The sequence below is a fragment of the Nitrosomonas europaea genome (assembly GCF_900167395.1).
In the GTDB taxonomy this organism is placed as follows: Bacteria; Pseudomonadota; Gammaproteobacteria; order Burkholderiales; family Nitrosomonadaceae; genus Nitrosomonas; species Nitrosomonas europaea.
Genome location: NZ_FUWK01000004.1, coordinates 120,293 through 135,434 on the forward strand (window position 1 = coordinate 120,293; position 15,142 = coordinate 135,434).

The window sequence follows — 15,142 nt, forward strand, 5'->3', positions numbered from 1 at the left end:
TTTGTTTTTTCACCCTCATGCCCAAATCACGACGGCTACTTCGCATAGCAGGCATTGCACTGGTGATTGCTGCAACAGGCTCTACCACCTGGTATCTGACTCGAAGCGCCCCTCAGGAAGTCGAACTGGTCACCGTCAGTCGCGGTACCGTCGAAGCCACCGTGGTCAATACCCGCGCCGGTACCATCAAAGCATGCCGACGTGCCAAATTATCGCCGGCAGCCGGCGGCCAGGTCATCCACCTGCAAATCAGGGAAGGCGATCGGGTCAAAGAAGGCCAGATTCTGCTCGAATTGTGGAATGCCGATTTGCAGGCACAGTACGATCTCTCCCGGCAGCAGCTTGCCACTGCTGAAAGCCGGCAGCGTGAAACCTGTATTCTGGCCGGGAATGCACAGCGTGAATCTGTTCGCACTCAGCAGCTGGTAGAAAAAGGATTCGTCAGCTCACAACGTGCCGATGAGGCTGATGCCACGGCCAAAGCTCAGCAGGCCGCCTGCACTGCCGCAGCAGCCGAAGTCAAACGGGCTCATGCACAGATTGCCGTCAGCCAGGCCAATCTCGAACGCACCCGGCTCATTGCACCCTTTTCCGGCGTCGTTGCGCAGATTACCGGGGAACTGGGTGAATACGTTACCCCTTCTCCTCCGGGAATTCCCACTCCTCCGGCAGTCGATCTGATCGATGATTCCTGTTTGTATGTGAGTGCCCCGATGGATGAAGTCGATGCTCCTAAAATCCGCATAGGACAAACTGCACGTATTACGCTGGATGCCCTACCCGACCAGGTTTTTGACGGAAAAATACGCCGGATTGCTCCCTATGTGACTGAAATCGAGAAACAGGCACGCACGGTGGATGTGGAAGCAGAATTTGTCAATCCCACTCAGGCTGTTCTGCTGGTAGGCTATAGCGCTGATATCGAAGCCATCATCGATCAGCGTGAAAACGTGCTGCGTATTCCCACCCAGGTCATCCGTCAGGACAACAAAGTATGGGTGCTGGGCCAGGATGACACGCTCGAGGAACGCACTTTGAAAACAGGGTTGGCCAATTGGGCCTATTCCGAAGTGCTCGAAGGACTGTCAGAAGGAGATCAGGTGCTGCTGTCCAGCGATAATGGAAAAATCACAGCCGGCACCCGCGTCATTCCCAAACCACCGCAGCCATGATACAGCTCTCCGGCATCACCCGTATTTTCCACATGGGTGATCAGGCCATCCATGCGCTCGATCATATCGACCTGACGATCGAATCTGGCGAATACGTTTCCATCATGGGGCCTTCCGGATCAGGTAAATCAACCTTACTGAATGTCATCGGACTGCTGGACCGGCCTGACAGCGGGCATTATCTGCTCGACGGCAGGAATGTCACTGATCTGTCGGAAACCGAACAGGCACAGGTACGCAGGGAGAAAATCGGTTTCGTTTTTCAATCCTTTCATCTGATCCCCCGGCTGACCGCAGCAGAAAACATCGAGCTCCCCCTGATACTGACCGGCATGCCGCCTGCAGATCGCAAGATACGTATCATGGAAACCCTGCAGGCATTCAATCTGAGTGATCGCGCACATCATCGTCCGGCTGAACTGTCCGGCGGGCAACGCCAGCGCGTCGCCATTGCACGGGCCACCATTCTGCGTCCCACTGCGCTGCTGGCGGATGAACCGACCGGTAACCTGGATCATCGTATCGGCTCGGAAGTCGCGGCATTACTGGAAGCATTGAATCAGACGGGAACCACTCTCATCGTGGTGACGCATGACCGGGAGTTGGGATCGCGTGCCCGGCGCCGGATTGCCATGCGGGATGGACAGATCGACGTCGACGAACGATGAAATTACGGGATCTCCTGCATTTTTCTCTCAGAACCATCACCAGCTATCCTGCCCGCTCGTTCCTGATCATGCTGGCCATGGCGCTGGGTGTGGCTGCAGTCATCATTCTGACTGCACTGGGTGATGGCGCACGCCAGTATGTCGTCAACGAATTTTCTTCGATCGGCACCAATCTGATCATTGTCCTGCCCGGTCGCGCCGAAACGGCAGGCAGCTTTCCCGGTGCGGTCATGGGGCAGACCCCGAGAGATCTGACATTGGAGGATGCTCATTGGGTGGGAAGACTGCCGCAAGTCAGACGTTATGCTCCTCTGAATGTCGGCGTGGCCGAGCTTTCCGCCACAGGCAAATTGCGTGAGGTTACCCTGATGGGAACCACGGCTGAAATTTTTCCGATTCGCCACATGAAACTCGCACAGGGAAGATTTCTTTCACACTCGGGTGAAAACAGTGCACAAATCGTGCTGGGTGCAAAGATTGCACAGGAATTCTTCCCGGATGGCAATGCACTGGGGCAGCGTGTCCGCCTGGGTGACCGGCGTTTTCTGGTCACCGGAATCATGGCCGTTCAAGGTGAATCCATGGGGTTCAATTCGGATGAACTGGTCATTATCCCGATCCAGCATGCCCAGACGCTGCTCAATACCACTTCGCTGTTCCGGCTGCTGATCGAAACCCGTCATCACAACGAGATCGAAAATGCCAAAGAGGCCATTCATCAAGCCCTCATCCGCCGTCACGACGGTGAAGATGATGTGACCGTGATCGCCCATGATGCCGTGCTGGCTACGTTTGATCGCATCCTGCGCGCACTGACACTGGGGGTTGCCGGAATTGCCGTCATCAGCCTCGCCGTTGCCGGCATTCTGGTCATGAATGTCATGCTGGTTTCAGTCAGTCAGCGCACAGCGGAAATTGGTCTGCTCAAGGCAATCGGTACCCCGGCGTCAGCCATTCGTCATATTTTTATGGCCGAGGCAGTCTGGTTATCGGTCACGGGTGCATTCGCCGGATTCGTTCTGGGGCAGGCGGGAAGCTGGCTGTTGCGCCTGGCCTACCCGCTGCTGCCCGCCTGGCCACCACTCTGGGCCAATTTTGCCGGGATTGCCGTCGCCGTATTGGCTGGTGTTCTTGCCGGATTATTACCGGCGATCCGTGCAGCAAAGCTGGATCCGGTCATGGCACTCAGTAAACGGTAGATTTTGCGATGAGCTTCCTCGATGCACTGCGATTTGCACTGCGAGCGCTGACCGCTCACCGGATGCGTACGTTTCTGTCCGCATCCGGTATCGCCATCGGGATTGCTGCCGTGATTCTGCTGACTTCGATCGGTTCAGGCATCCAGCATTTCGTTTTATCCGAATTCACTCAATTCGGAACCAATATTCTGAACATCACTCCTGGCAAAATTCGCACGCGCGGTGCTTCGACCGGCTCGATCGGCAGTGTGCGCCTGCTGACGATCGAAGATTCACTTGCTCTTAAATCATCCCGTCATGCGATTTATACCAATGCAACCGTGACGGGTAACGCCGAAGTACGCGGTGGCGGCCGCAGCCGGCGTGTCACTGTGTATGGTCAGGGGCCGGATTTCGACCGGGCATTCAACATGCATACCGCCATCGGGCAGTTCCTGCCAGCGGATGATCCGCGCAATCCACGCGCGTTTGCCGTGCTCGGTGCAAAAGTACACAAGGAACTGTTTGGTGATGCCAATCCGCTGGGTTCAGTGCTGCAGGTAGGTGGTTCACGTTTCCGCATCATCGGTGTCATGGCATCGAAAGGCCAGGTGCTGGGGTTTGATCTGGATGATACGGTCTATATTCCCACTGCCCGGGCGCTGGAGATTTTCAACCGGGAAGGCGTGATGGAAGTGCAGGTGGTCTATCCACCGACTACACCACTGGATGAAGTCATGGAAGATATCAAACGCATCATGGTCGAACGGCACGGGCGCGAGGATTTCACGATCACACCGCAGCAGCAGATGCTCAGCACGCTGTCTACCGTACTCGATGTGCTGACTTTCGCCGTCGCGGTGCTCGGAGGTATTTCACTACTGGTCGGTGCAGTGGGAATGATTACGCTGATGCATATTACAGTCAATGAACGAATGGCCGAGATCGGTCTGCTCAACGCACTGGGCGCAACTCCTATGCGCATCCGTATCCTGTTTCTGCTGGAATCGACGGCACTCTCGACGCTGGGCGGTATGATCGGGTTGATGACAGGCTCGGGTATTGCGGGGCTGCTGAGCGTGTTATTCAGCGATTTACCTGTCAATATCCCGTGGCGCTATGTTCTGGCAGCGTTGATTCTGTCAGGTGTGATCGGGCTGGGAGCTGGTGTGGTTCCCGCCATGCGTGCAGCCCGACTCAACCCGGTAGATGCTTTACGCGCAGAATAACAACACTGATCCGGCTGTTTCTTCAGTGCGCTTTTACGTAATCCACCAGCTTCTGAAAGGAAAAGAGGTTGTCCTGCTTCTGCAGCGGATTATGACATTGCGCACAAGTCAGATCGTTATCCTTGGCCTTGCCTTCCGGATCATATAACGCAAATCCCCAGTTACCGGAACGATCATCCGCTTTAAAGGCACTGCCCCAGTCATTTCTTTTTTCCATGACGGCAATGGCAGCCAGTTTATCGATGACAAACAACCCATCTTCACCGGACTGGATTTTGCCCTCGGCATCTTTTTTCGGTGCATAGATTTCCATGATTACGATCGAACCGGGAGCAGCTTCCTCACCTTTTTTGTAGCTCTCCGCTGCAATCTCGTTTGCATAGAATTTTGCCAGTTGTGTCTGATTGGCGCGGTTGGCTGTATCGTAGTGTGTAAAAATCTGTTCATACTTTTCCGGAAATTTGACGAATTCCGGGTTTCCACCCGCATACGCATGCAACGACAGTGTCAAACCGACCAGTGCAGATAATCCGAAGCTTGATTTCATTTTCTCTCTCCTTTTGAAAATCACCCGGCAAACGAGCTGCCAGTAAACATGGATTGTTTTATTTTTCGAATGAAAAACAGAATCTGCACGGAAAAAAGCGTGCAGATTCCACTAACATTATAGACACTACCGTTCGAATCATGAAACCCGTGATCTGGTATGCAGCAAGATGAGCAAAGAAAGTCTCATCGCCCAAAACGCGATGCTGTCAGGGTTATATCAGCATGCTCCCAGGCTTTTTTGAAGCGTGCCTCTATAACTTTCGCCTCAGCTTCCTTTTTCTGAGCAATCAGAGCCTGCTGCAATCCAAAGAGCGCCCAACCATTGTCACGATTGCGCTTCAGATCTTCCCAGTAAACTGTTTCTGCTTCATCCGGACGCCCTGCTTTCAGCAGAATGGCACCCAATGCGAGCCGCGGTGGATAGTGCCATTCGGCCGGCTCCGTATACACCAGCGCATCTTCGTAGCGGACGGCCCGTTCAAGATGTGCAACCGCAGATTCATATCTCCCGCGAGCAGCGGCGATCTCGCCCGCCAGCACTTCAGGACCGATCCTCAAAATATCGTATGCCGTATTTCTTGAAAGTAACGGATTATCAAGAGCAGCACGATTCTTTACGATTCTGCGCAACTGTTGCAGCTCTCTTTCGGCTCGCTGTGACTGCTTCGTCGCCACATAGGCCAACCCGCGTACATAATGCCAGCTTCCCTTGAGAAACGCGTTGAATGCAGGAGGTGCAGGCTCGGCAAGTATTGCCTGCCATTGCCCAAAGCGCGCAAGCGCCCAGTAAGGTACTACACGAAAGATGGCTGTAAACGGCATTTCACGCAGCAATGCATCATCTACCTTGCTGGCGGCTTTCTGCGCACTTTCAAGTGCCAGTGCACGCTGGCCACTGGCAGTCGCAGCAAACCAGAGGAAATGAATGTTGTGCGGATAATACGCCATCGGGTACAACCCCGGAGCATGAGACTGTCCCATGTAATGTTCATCCGCTGCAATCGCCAGCTGATTACTCTTCACGGAATCCGCATAGCGGCCGACCCGCTGAAAAATATGGGAAGACATGTGAACCATATGCCCGGCACCCGGCATCAGGGTCATCAGTGTATCGGCTGCATGCTCGGCACGTTCCGGTGTATTTGTGGGTTCCATCAGATGAATGTACATGTGCAGCGCACCGGGGTGAACCGGGTGGCGACGCAATACGTCTTCAGTCACTGCCACGATTTCATCTGTCCCCTCATGAGGATGACCATCCCGCATCCAGTAATCCCACGGGCGAAGATCCATCATGGATTCCACATAGAGCACAGCGATATCCGCATCATCCGGAAAACTGCGATACACTTCTCGCATGGCATCAGCATAGGCTTTGTCATTTGCCTTGCGATCTTCATCTGCCCCTGAATAACGTTTCTTCAACGCCCGGATCAAGGCCTGCTCCCTGGGGGATGCAGATACCATGAGCGATTCTGCCTGTTTAACCAGTTCCAGAGCACGAGGCTCATCGGCAGGATCCATCAGTGCATTGACATTCGGACCGAGTACCAGTGCCTGTCCCCAGTAAGCCATCGCAAGCCCTGGATCCAGCTGCGCAGCTTCCTGAAAGGCGCGACCTGCTTCAGCATGGTTGAAGCCATAAGCAAGACTGAGGCCCTGATTGATGAACAACTGTGCCCATTCATGCTGCGTACTGACCGGAAATGAATGCGTTCCGAGATTCTGTAACCGGGAAGCAAGCTGGTCGCCGGACAGCGGCTGATCTGCGAGAGCCGACAGCTCACGAGATCGATGTTCTACCGTAGATACTTCATGTTTTTCGTGATGTCCGGCTGCATTTTCGTCAGACTGGATCGTTGAACAGGAAACACTGACAACCGCTGACAGCAGCCCCACCACAAGAGAATTAAAAGCACGGGTTTTCATATACCTCTCCTTGAAAATATTTTTTACAGTTGCGCGGCGGTCTTCTCTATTGGTATTGATACATTTTGATTCTGGACCTTATGCCCGTGAATTTCAAATCAATGATACTTAAATTGTTTCATTTCACACATTTTCTGTGTTAAAAATAACAGTATATAATTTTTAACATCAATTCAAAACGAGGAACAGGCCATGACAGCCATTACCAGACGGGAGGAAAGTACATCCCGAGATCGTGGCGCACTCGCCAAGATGATCATGACATTGCTCGATCACTGGCAATTGAGCACGGAAGATCAGGCAGCCCTGTTGGGTATCGCTGCCAGTAACCGGACTGCACTGGCACGCTATCGTAAAGGCGAAGCCATTGGCACCAGCCGGGATCAGTACGAGCGGGTCGGCCACCTGTTGGGAATCCATAAGAATCTGCGTTTGCTATTTCCGCAGAATCGAGATCTGGTATACCGCTGGATGACCACTCGTAACAAGGCATTCGACAACTTGACCCCAGTCGAGGTGATCAAGGAATGGGGTTTTGCCGGATTGCTGATGGTACGAGGTTACCTGGATCGTGCTCGTGGTATTTGAAATGCGTTCTCTATTCGCTCAACTGACTTTGACCGATGTTCACCAGGATATCGCCAGAAACATTGTATCTCTGCGTCAGTCACAAAACCTGTTTGATGACCTGACGGATGATCCGGCCGGATGGCTTCTGGCACAGAAAGTAGAAGCCGAGATCAAGCCACCGCCATATCGATCATATACCCCCATCATTGATCGACCTTTCGAAGATGCCGAGTGGTTCAATGCCATAATCTGGCCATTCAAGTATTGGCAATCCAGCCGGTTTTCAGATGGAACACACGGGATCTGGTACGGTTCAGAATCGGTTGAAACTACGGTCTACGAATCGGCATATCACTGGTATCGTGGCTTGTTGAGCGATGCGGGATATGAACATGAAGCTGTTGTCGCTGAGCGAAAAGTTTACTCGGTCGCTTGCAGCGCAGCCTTACTGGATTTTCGAAAGATCACCGAAGAATACACCGATTTGTTACACCCTTCTGATTACACATTGACCCAGTCAGTAGGAGCCCGAATTCATCGAGAGGGGCACCCGGGACTGTTGATTCAATCTGTCCGCAGATCATCGGGTGAAAATATGGCCATATTCAATCCAGGCGTGTTATCCAATCCAAGACACAACTGCCAGCTGACTTATTGGCTCGAAGGTAATCAGATCAAGGTGGAAAAGCATCCGGGTACGGTATGGATCACCATGGATATAGCGACTTTTGGTTGACATTCTCTTTTCCCCTTCAAATTGAGGCTGTCAATGAGATATATCTGATATCTGCGCAAAATGGATGTTTTACGTTTTACATTTCTTTACAGGAGAAACATCATGACAATCAAAGCCTATGGCGCCCGCGCGGGCGACCTTCCCCTCGAGCCAATGAACATCACCCGGCGCACGCCAAGTGCGCACGATGTGCAGATCGACATCACCCACTGCGGCGTGTGCCATTCGGATCTGCACCAGGTGCGCTCCGAGTGGGCGGGCACGCTTTACCCCTGTGTGCCGGGGCACGAGATCGTCGGCCGCATCACCGCCGTAGGCGCACAAGTATCGGGCTACAAGCCGGGTGATCTGGTCGGTGTCGGCTGCATCGTCGATAGCTGCCAGCACTGTGCCGATTGCAATGACGGGTTGGAAAACTACTGCGACCACATGGTCCTCACCTATAATGGCCCGACATCCGACGCACCCGGTCACACGCTGGGCGGTTACTCTCAACAGATCGTGGTACACGAGCGCTACGTGCTGCGCATCCGCCATTCTGAAGCGCAACTGGCCGCCGTCGCGCCGCTGCTGTGCGCAGGCATCACCACCTGGTCACCGCTGCGCCACTGGAAAGTGGGGCCGGGCCAAAAGGTCGGAGTAGTCGGTATCGGCGGCCTGGGCCACATGGGCATCAAGCTGGCACATGCGATGGGTGCATACGTGGTCGCGTTCACTACATCCGAATCCAAGCGCGAGGCAGCCAGAGCACTGGGCGCGCATGAGACGGTGGTCTCACGTAATCCCGATGAAATGGCCAGGCACGTTGGAAGCCTCGACTTCATCCTCAACACCGTAGCCGCATCACATGACCTCGATGCATTTTTTGCGCTGCTCAAACGCGACGGCACGATGGCGCTGGTGGGTGCCCCTGCCACGCCACACCCTTCGCCCAACGTGTTCAACCTGATCATGAAGCGCCGCAGCCTGGCAGGTTCACTGATCGGTGGTATCTCCGAAACACAGGAGATGCTGGATTTCTGCGCCAAACACAACATCGTCGCCGACGTCGAAATGATCCGCATCGATGAAATCAACGAAGCTTATGAGCGCATGCTCAAGGGTGATGTAAAGTACCGCTTCGTTATCGATTGCGCTTCGCTCACAGCCTAAATGGAGAAACAGCTAAGGAACCTCTGAAAAACGTCAGCGAGGCAGTCAGTTCAAGGCAAAAATCGGCGAGAAAGCGGAGTTTATACATAATAAATGAGCATTTTGATGCCGACTTTTAACGCAGAAATGGCAACACAGGTAGTTTTTCAGAGGTTCCCTAATAGTAAGAGGAAGGGCACAAAATCGATTTTCATACCTTAAGTACAGAAAAATTTCGGAGTGAATATGCCAACAGTTGATCAGAGTTTCCCAAGTTTTTTTAATGACGCTCCTACCGTAACACTGCAAGATCCACTGGCCCGGTTTCTCGGGGCAGCGCACGACGGGATCATGGAATATCAGTATGTCGATGCGGTGCGACTGGCAGGACACTCCTGCCCCACCGTAGCGGGCACCTGGCTGATGACGGTGCATGGCCTGCGTGCGCTGTACGGTGACGCCTTACCGGTGCGCGGCGAGATCGAGGTTTATATGGCCGATGCGCGTGATGCTGGCACCACGGGTGTCATGGCGACTGTGGCACAACTCGTCACCGGTGCAGCGCCGGAAACAGGTTTTCAAGGCATTGGTGGACGCTTCGGGCGTAACGACTTGCTGCATTTCGATCAGCCGATGCAAGGGTCGATAGGTCTGCGCCGTAAAGACACAGGTGCGGCGGTACAGGTAGAGCTCGATGCCTCGGTCGTACCCTGGCCGGACGAAATGCGCGTACTTCTCCCCAAGGCAGTAAGCGGGCAGGCCAGCACGGCGGAACTGCAACGTTTCGGCGAGCTGTGGCAGGAGCGCGTGTGCAAAATGCTGGTCGATCATGCTGACGATGTCAATCTGGTACGAGTGAGCAACTGGGCTGTGGATTGATTGGCTTCACGAGAGCAAGTCACACCACTCATCGCCGTCTTCGCAAATTACGGTCCATCTTCGCGAAGCTCTGCCAGCCATGACGATCCAATGCCTTCATCACTGCCACTGCTGGATTGCTTCATACCTGACGGCATTCGCAAAGATGATAATGACGGCGCCAGTATTCGCGAAATTTGGCGTAATGATAACCATTTGCGACAATAAAATCTTCACACCGTACACTTTTTACATAATCTCATTCCGCAATGCCCCGTCACCGTATTTCCGGAATAAACTGGCTCGCTCATTACAATGAGCTGATCCGGTTCTGGACACGCAAAACAGGTTCTCGCGGTGATGTGGAAGATGCGACGCACGACGTCATCACCAAACTGCTGGAAAGCAACGTCTCCACTATTTCCAGCCCGCGCAGTTATCTGCACAGCAGTATCCGTAACCGACTGACCGATAGTTACCGGCAAAATAAAATACTGGATCTGGTACCGATTCATGATTTACCGGAAGACAGTCATCCTCTCCAGCCGAACGATCCGGTAACGCACACCTGTACCATGCAGCTGTTAACTGCACTGAAGGAAGCCCTGCAGGAACTCCCCCTGAAATGTCGTCAGGTCTTCATCTGGCACCGGCTGGAAGGATATTCCCAGACAGAGATTGCTGAAAAACTGGATATCTCGGTCAATATGGTCGAAAAATACATGATCAGAGCCACCCGCCATCTGCGTGACCGGTTACAGGATCACATCCCGGACTGATTCAGGATTCTGATATTGCCAAACGTCTCACTTTATGAGGGAATACCGGATATCCTTGGTTTCTTCCCTGCTGTTTCAGGTAAATCGGCCCGGTTATGAACCGAAAACATTCAGATATTCCCGCCCATCCACGCGACGCAGCCGCCTATTGGTTCGCCCGCGTCCATTCAGGCAGTTTTACTCAGTCTGATCAGGAAGCTTTTGACAGCTGGCTGCAGGCAGACGATCTGAACAGGAAAGAATATCAGGCCCTCGATAAAATCTGGCAGGTAGCCGGCCAGATATCCGCCCATGAGCTGCGGGCCATGCTGGCCGAAGAACCCGAGCCCCCGCAACAGATTCAGAAACGGCTGAAACGCTGGCGCCTGACGATCAGTGCCGTTGCCGCAACGATCATTATCGTTATCGGGTTTGCCGGCCTGTTCATGCCATACGGCTGGCTGGGTGAACCGTTTTATACCGCTGAATATGTCACTGATCGTGGTGAACGCCGCACGGAAGTACTGCCTGACGGATCGATCTTGGAAATCAATACCCAGACCACTGCCCTCGTCGAATACTTCGAGAATCGCCGTAATGTCCGGCTGGCCGGCGGAGAGATCATGTTCTCGGTGGAAACCGATGCTGCCCGTCCGTTTACCGTGGATGCGGGATCAGGAACAGTGCTGGTAACCGGCACGCGCTTCAACGTGCTGCGTGATCAGGACCAGGTACAGATTGCAGTCGAATCAGGTTCGGTCGAAATCAGTTCAGGCCACTGGTGGAACCGGCGCACTGAACAACTGACAGATGGCCTGGGCGCGCAGATCGACCCGGACAGCATGACACCCGCCAGCCCGGCTGATATTGACACGCTCACCGCATGGCGCCAGGGAAAAATAATCTTCAAGGATCAGCCGCTGGCAAGTGTCGTCAAAGAAATGAATCGTTATTTACCACAACCCATCACCATCACCGATCATCGTCTCGATCAGGTACGCATCGCTGGTGTGTTCAATACCGGTGATTCGGCTGCCTTCCTGCAGGCACTGCATAAAAGTATCCCGGTGCAAGTCATCCTGCATGCCGATGGCAGTACCGAACTATCCCTTCCCCGATAATTTCCCTCGCATAGATTTTCTGCCGGAATTAGCGCATCCCCCGCTACCCCGTCTTTACGAGCCACGCAGTGGCGCGGTAATCCAGAAAACATCGTCACAACAGGAATAATGGCAACTTCATATACCACCTGCCCAAATTCCATTCAGGGTTTTATCACATTCATTCGTCTTAGCTGAAGAAGGGACAAATTTCTCTATACCGGTAGAAATCCCTTCCCGAAAAAAATCTCGGCAAAAAAGCCAACCACCTATTTCAATCAGGGGAAACTTCGTGAGATATCCATTCAAACGGGCGCGATCTACTCGTATCGTGACCTCGTTCACAACAATACCATCTGTTGCGGTTATTTTTTTCGCATGTATTTTGGTGCTTGTCACGCCCATGCCTGTTCAGGCCCAAAATACCGTAGCGATCAACATCCCTTCACAACCGCTCAGTGATGCCCTGCTGCAACTGGGCCAGCAAACTTCACTGCAGATTCTGTATACCCCTGATCTGGTCAGGGAGTTGAACACCTCCGGCCTCCAGGGAAATTACACGCCGGAAAACGCCCTGCGCCAGTTACTGAAAGGCACCGGCATCGAATACGAGCGGCAAGGCAACACAGTGACCCTGAAGCGTATCAGTGCAGTCACCCTGCCACCACTGACAGTCAGTACAGCTTCACTGAAACAAGGCACAGCGGAAGAAGGCTATCGGGTCAGTAATGTCAGCGGGGTTGGCTTATGGGATGAGCGTAGCCTGCGGGATACCCCCTATTCGATGAGTGTCGTAACCTCCGACCTGATCGAAAACATCAATGCCCAGAACATGGGACAAATCTTCAAAATGAACCCACTGACTCAGGAACCGAACATCCAGAATCACAACGGTGTACCCATAGTCACTATACGTGGATTCCAATCAACCAACCCGATTTACGATGGCATACCCATGGCTGATTCAAATGGTTCTGCTGTGTCTGTGATTGAGATCGATCGGGTTGAAATTCTCAGCGGAACCTCAGGTTTCCTCTATGGTGGAGGCAGAGTGGGTGGAGCCGTAAATTATGTCACCAAAAATTCTACCAATATCCCACTCAGGAGACTAACACTCGGTAATTACGGTGGAACCCAGTTTTATGGCCATGCCGACATTGGTGGAAAATTTGACGAACGAGGCCGCTTCGGTTACCGGGTCAATCTGCTCTATCAGGGTGGAGATACTGCTATCGGTGAACCGGTAAACCAGAAAGTCGCCAACATCGTTCTGGATGGCCATCTTACCGATACCCTCTATGCCGATGTCAAATACACCTATAATGATTACAGAAAAGAGGCGACACAACCTACATTTAATAATGTGAGGGAAAGAACTGGGATCGATACCAGTAAACGCTACGCTCCCAAATGGGCATCCAATGATATAGAAAGCCATAAGGCTTATACCAGCCTGCGTTGGGATCCCAGTAAGTATTTTCCCCTCAGAAATGCCTTTTTCTATCAGAATACCCGTGCGAAAACCAATGAGATAACTTTAAATGAACAGGCGGACAGGACTTTTATTCCCAGAATATCAAGCGGCAATCCTTGGCAAAAGTATGAAAATTATGGGGGGTATATCTACCTGGATACCCGTTTTTCAACTTTTTCTGTCGACCATAAGCTGACCGTGGGTTATTCTTCTACTGTTCTTAACCAAGTTTTTCTCGATGGTTCTCCTTCCTGGTCTGGTACAAATCTCCTGTTGAGTGAAATTAAAAACATATCTAGGCCGGACTGGGAGGAACCTCCCCCCAGAAGCGCATCTATCTGGTATGACCGATATAATAATGTCCTGATTGGAGATGATATTACCTTCAATGATCAATGGTCTGTGATGGTCGGGCTCAACTATGCTACTACGGCAAATAAAGCGACTGGTATTTATGGCGACAGGGATTATGAAAAGTCTGCACTTACCCCCACGGTCTCACTGCTGTATAAACCGATTGAAGCGGTAACCACCTATGTCTCCTACATGGAAGCGCTTGAAAAAGGTACGATAGTGGGTAGAACCTATACCAATTACGGGGAAGTACTCCCGCCACTGGTTAGTAAACAGTATGAAGCAGGTTTGAAATATGATATCAACCCCAACCTGTTGCTGAGCACCGCACTGTTCCGGATTGAAAAAGCCAATCAGTTTTCAAATCTAGCCACGCCTGTTCCCACTTATGTTCGGGATGGTTTGCAGGTACATAACGGGGTGGAACTGGTCTTGACCGGAAAAATAACAGACAATCTGACCATCATGGGTGGCGGCACCCTGATGGATCTCAGTGTGGAGAAATCCAATAATCCTGCGCTGGAAGGCAATAAACCGGCCAATGCTGCGTCAAGGATGGGCAAGATTTATGCGGAATATGCGCTTCCATGGATTCCAGGGTTGAGTCTGACCGGGGGTATTTACTATACTGGTGAAAGATACGCCAATGCGGCTAATACCGATAAGATTCCGAGTTATACCCTGTACGATATTGGGGCACGCTATAGTACCCGTGTACTGAATAAGGCGCTGACCGTGCGTCTGAATGTCATCAATCTGACGGGTAAAAATTACTGGCAGAATGCTACCTATTTAGGCGTACCTAGGACGGTAGCATTTTCCGTCAGCACGATGTTTTGATGCTGTTGTCTGAGCAAACGCTCAACAACCGCTACCGTTCATTGCGACTGCGAACGAAGTAAAAGCAGAAAGCAATCCACTGTTCGATGTAAACATCCGGGCTCAAAGAAAAAGAGCCCGGATAACCCCAACCATCCCCCGTGCCTGCAAACGACCGTGTTCAATATCGATGACAAAAGGTCGCTCCAGGGAGCGTACGCCGGATACTGCCTGGATCAGAATTTCTCCTGCGATCAGTTGCAGACAACCACAGTGCTCAATACTCAAGCAAGATAAACGATCGGGTAAGGACATAATTTTGAACCAGGTAAACAACGAACGATAACGATTCACAATTATTTGAATTTGACTATTTGGCGATAAATAATCATCGATCGAATCAATTACCCGGTCTGACAAAACAGTATGGCGACGAGGAAACCAGCTTCGGAATTTTCAACCAGAATGAAAAAGAATCATGACTGCCATATAAATGAAAAAATTTCACAACCAATTTATATAAAGTGTAGTAGTTCAGATTTGATCTGACAGCAGGTCTTGCCAAGAGGTGGGATTACCCGGTTTGATAGAGGTGCGAATCTTTATCAACCAAACGC

Annotated in this window: 15 protein-coding genes; 11 read left to right on the forward strand and 4 right to left on the reverse strand. The window is 52.1% G+C overall.

Features of this window, described 5'->3' with window-relative positions; genetic code table 11:
* The first annotated feature begins 17 nt into the window (after positions 1–17).
* The 4 genes from B5D58_RS02970 to B5D58_RS02985 are packed head-to-tail and all read left to right on the forward strand — an operon-like array spanning position 18 to position 4,247.
* Positions 18–1,172, forward strand: a complete 1,155-nt coding sequence (locus tag B5D58_RS02970) for an efflux RND transporter periplasmic adaptor subunit (protein ID WP_011111439.1) — start codon at positions 18–20, stop codon at positions 1,170–1,172.
* Positions 1,169–1,840 (forward strand): ABC transporter ATP-binding protein, encoded by a 672-nt coding sequence (locus tag B5D58_RS02975; RefSeq protein ID WP_011111438.1) that lies wholly within the window; start codon positions 1,169–1,171, stop codon positions 1,838–1,840. The genes B5D58_RS02970 and B5D58_RS02975 overlap by 4 nt, the downstream gene beginning before the upstream one ends.
* On the forward strand, positions 1,837–3,039 hold the full coding sequence (locus tag B5D58_RS02980; RefSeq protein ID WP_011111437.1) for an ABC transporter permease: 1,203 nt from the start codon (positions 1,837–1,839) through the stop codon (positions 3,037–3,039). Before B5D58_RS02975 ends, B5D58_RS02980 begins: the two co-directional genes overlap by 4 nt.
* Before the next feature lie 8 nt (positions 3,040–3,047).
* A complete protein-coding gene (locus tag B5D58_RS02985; protein ID WP_011111436.1) occupies positions 3,048–4,247 on the forward strand; it encodes an ABC transporter permease in 1,200 nt (399 codons plus the stop codon).
* A gap of 22 nt (positions 4,248–4,269) precedes the next feature.
* Here the strand turns inward: B5D58_RS02985 and B5D58_RS02990 are convergent, their stop codons facing one another.
* Both B5D58_RS02990 and B5D58_RS02995 read right to left on the reverse strand, forming a co-directional pair.
* Positions 4,270–4,794 carry a cytochrome P460 family protein gene (locus B5D58_RS02990; protein WP_011111435.1) on the reverse strand — a complete coding sequence of 175 codons (525 nt, stop codon included), beginning with the start codon at positions 4,792–4,794 and terminating at the stop codon, positions 4,270–4,272.
* Positions 4,795–4,979: 185 nt separating this feature from the next.
* Positions 4,980–6,725, reverse strand: a complete 1,746-nt coding sequence (locus B5D58_RS02995) for a tetratricopeptide repeat protein (protein ID WP_011111434.1) — start codon at positions 6,723–6,725, stop codon at positions 4,980–4,982.
* Between the two features lie 192 nt (positions 6,726–6,917).
* Here B5D58_RS02995 and B5D58_RS03000 point away from each other — a divergent pair, with 192 nt between their 5' ends.
* From B5D58_RS03000 to B5D58_RS03025, 6 genes are all read left to right on the forward strand, one after another.
* Complete coding sequence (locus tag B5D58_RS03000) at positions 6,918–7,313, forward strand: MbcA/ParS/Xre antitoxin family protein (protein WP_011111433.1); 396 nt, start codon at positions 6,918–6,920, stop codon at positions 7,311–7,313.
* Position 7,314: 1 nt separating this feature from the next.
* Positions 7,315–8,031: an RES family NAD+ phosphorylase gene (locus tag B5D58_RS03005; protein WP_041357088.1), complete on the forward strand. Its 717-nt coding sequence runs from the start codon at positions 7,315–7,317 to the stop codon at positions 8,029–8,031.
* A gap of 102 nt (positions 8,032–8,133) precedes the next feature.
* Entirely contained in the window at positions 8,134–9,183 is a 1,050-nt protein-coding gene (locus B5D58_RS03010) for an NAD(P)-dependent alcohol dehydrogenase (RefSeq protein ID WP_011111431.1), read from the forward strand.
* A 225-nt stretch (positions 9,184–9,408) separates the two neighbouring features.
* Positions 9,409–10,041, forward strand: coding sequence for a hypothetical protein (locus B5D58_RS03015; RefSeq protein ID WP_011111430.1), 633 nt, complete (start codon positions 9,409–9,411; stop codon positions 10,039–10,041).
* Between the two features lie 248 nt (positions 10,042–10,289).
* Positions 10,290–10,799 (forward strand): RNA polymerase sigma factor, encoded by a 510-nt coding sequence (locus B5D58_RS03020; RefSeq protein WP_011111429.1) that lies wholly within the window; start codon positions 10,290–10,292, stop codon positions 10,797–10,799.
* Between the two features lie 95 nt (positions 10,800–10,894).
* The gene (locus B5D58_RS03025) at positions 10,895–11,899 is read left to right on the forward strand and encodes a FecR family protein (protein WP_011111428.1); all 1,005 of its coding nucleotides are present in this window, start codon (positions 10,895–10,897) and stop codon (positions 11,897–11,899) included.
* Positions 11,900–12,016: 117 nt separating this feature from the next.
* On the opposite strand, the gene B5D58_RS03030 is transcribed toward B5D58_RS03025, so the two are convergent.
* Positions 12,017–12,283, reverse strand: a complete 267-nt coding sequence (locus B5D58_RS03030) for a hypothetical protein (protein ID WP_041356554.1) — start codon at positions 12,281–12,283, stop codon at positions 12,017–12,019.
* On the opposite strand from B5D58_RS03030, the gene B5D58_RS03035 reads away from it, so the two are divergent.
* Complete coding sequence (locus B5D58_RS03035; RefSeq protein WP_011111427.1) at positions 12,282–14,546, forward strand: TonB-dependent siderophore receptor; 2,265 nt, start codon at positions 12,282–12,284, stop codon at positions 14,544–14,546. The genes B5D58_RS03030 and B5D58_RS03035 overlap by 2 nt on opposite strands.
* 102 nt (positions 14,547–14,648) lie before the next feature.
* Here B5D58_RS03035 and B5D58_RS13510 read toward each other — a convergent pair whose 3' ends face one another.
* Positions 14,649–14,945, reverse strand: a complete 297-nt coding sequence (locus tag B5D58_RS13510) for a hypothetical protein (RefSeq protein ID WP_011111426.1) — start codon at positions 14,943–14,945, stop codon at positions 14,649–14,651.
* Between the last annotated feature and the right edge of the window lie 197 nt (positions 14,946–15,142).

Bases quoted from the DNA above. Each gene is read 5' to 3' on its own strand.
- B5D58_RS02970 (WP_011111439.1), top strand. From the start codon at position 18: ATGCCCAAATCACGACGGCTACTTCGCATAGCAGGCATTGCACTGGTG.
- B5D58_RS02975 (WP_011111438.1), top strand. From the start codon at position 1,169: ATGATACAGCTCTCCGGCATCACCCGTATTTTCCACATGGGTGATCAG.
- B5D58_RS02980 (WP_011111437.1), top strand. From the start codon at position 1,837: ATGAAATTACGGGATCTCCTGCATTTTTCTCTCAGAACCATCACCAGC.
- B5D58_RS02985 (WP_011111436.1), top strand. From the start codon at position 3,048: ATGAGCTTCCTCGATGCACTGCGATTTGCACTGCGAGCGCTGACCGCT.
- B5D58_RS02990 (WP_011111435.1), bottom strand. From the start codon at position 4,794: ATGAAATCAAGCTTCGGATTATCTGCACTGGTCGGTTTGACACTGTCG.
- B5D58_RS02995 (WP_011111434.1), bottom strand. From the start codon at position 6,725: ATGAAAACCCGTGCTTTTAATTCTCTTGTGGTGGGGCTGCTGTCAGCG.
- B5D58_RS03000 (WP_011111433.1), top strand. From the start codon at position 6,918: ATGACAGCCATTACCAGACGGGAGGAAAGTACATCCCGAGATCGTGGC.
- B5D58_RS03005 (WP_041357088.1), top strand. From the start codon at position 7,315: ATGCGTTCTCTATTCGCTCAACTGACTTTGACCGATGTTCACCAGGAT.
- B5D58_RS03010 (WP_011111431.1), top strand. From the start codon at position 8,134: ATGACAATCAAAGCCTATGGCGCCCGCGCGGGCGACCTTCCCCTCGAG.
- B5D58_RS03015 (WP_011111430.1), top strand. From the start codon at position 9,409: ATGCCAACAGTTGATCAGAGTTTCCCAAGTTTTTTTAATGACGCTCCT.
- B5D58_RS03020 (WP_011111429.1), top strand. From the start codon at position 10,290: ATGCCCCGTCACCGTATTTCCGGAATAAACTGGCTCGCTCATTACAAT.
- B5D58_RS03025 (WP_011111428.1), top strand. From the start codon at position 10,895: ATGAACCGAAAACATTCAGATATTCCCGCCCATCCACGCGACGCAGCC.
- B5D58_RS03035 (WP_011111427.1), top strand. From the start codon at position 12,282: ATGCCTGTTCAGGCCCAAAATACCGTAGCGATCAACATCCCTTCACAA.
- B5D58_RS03030 (WP_041356554.1), bottom strand. From the start codon at position 12,283: ATGGGCGTGACAAGCACCAAAATACATGCGAAAAAAATAACCGCAACA.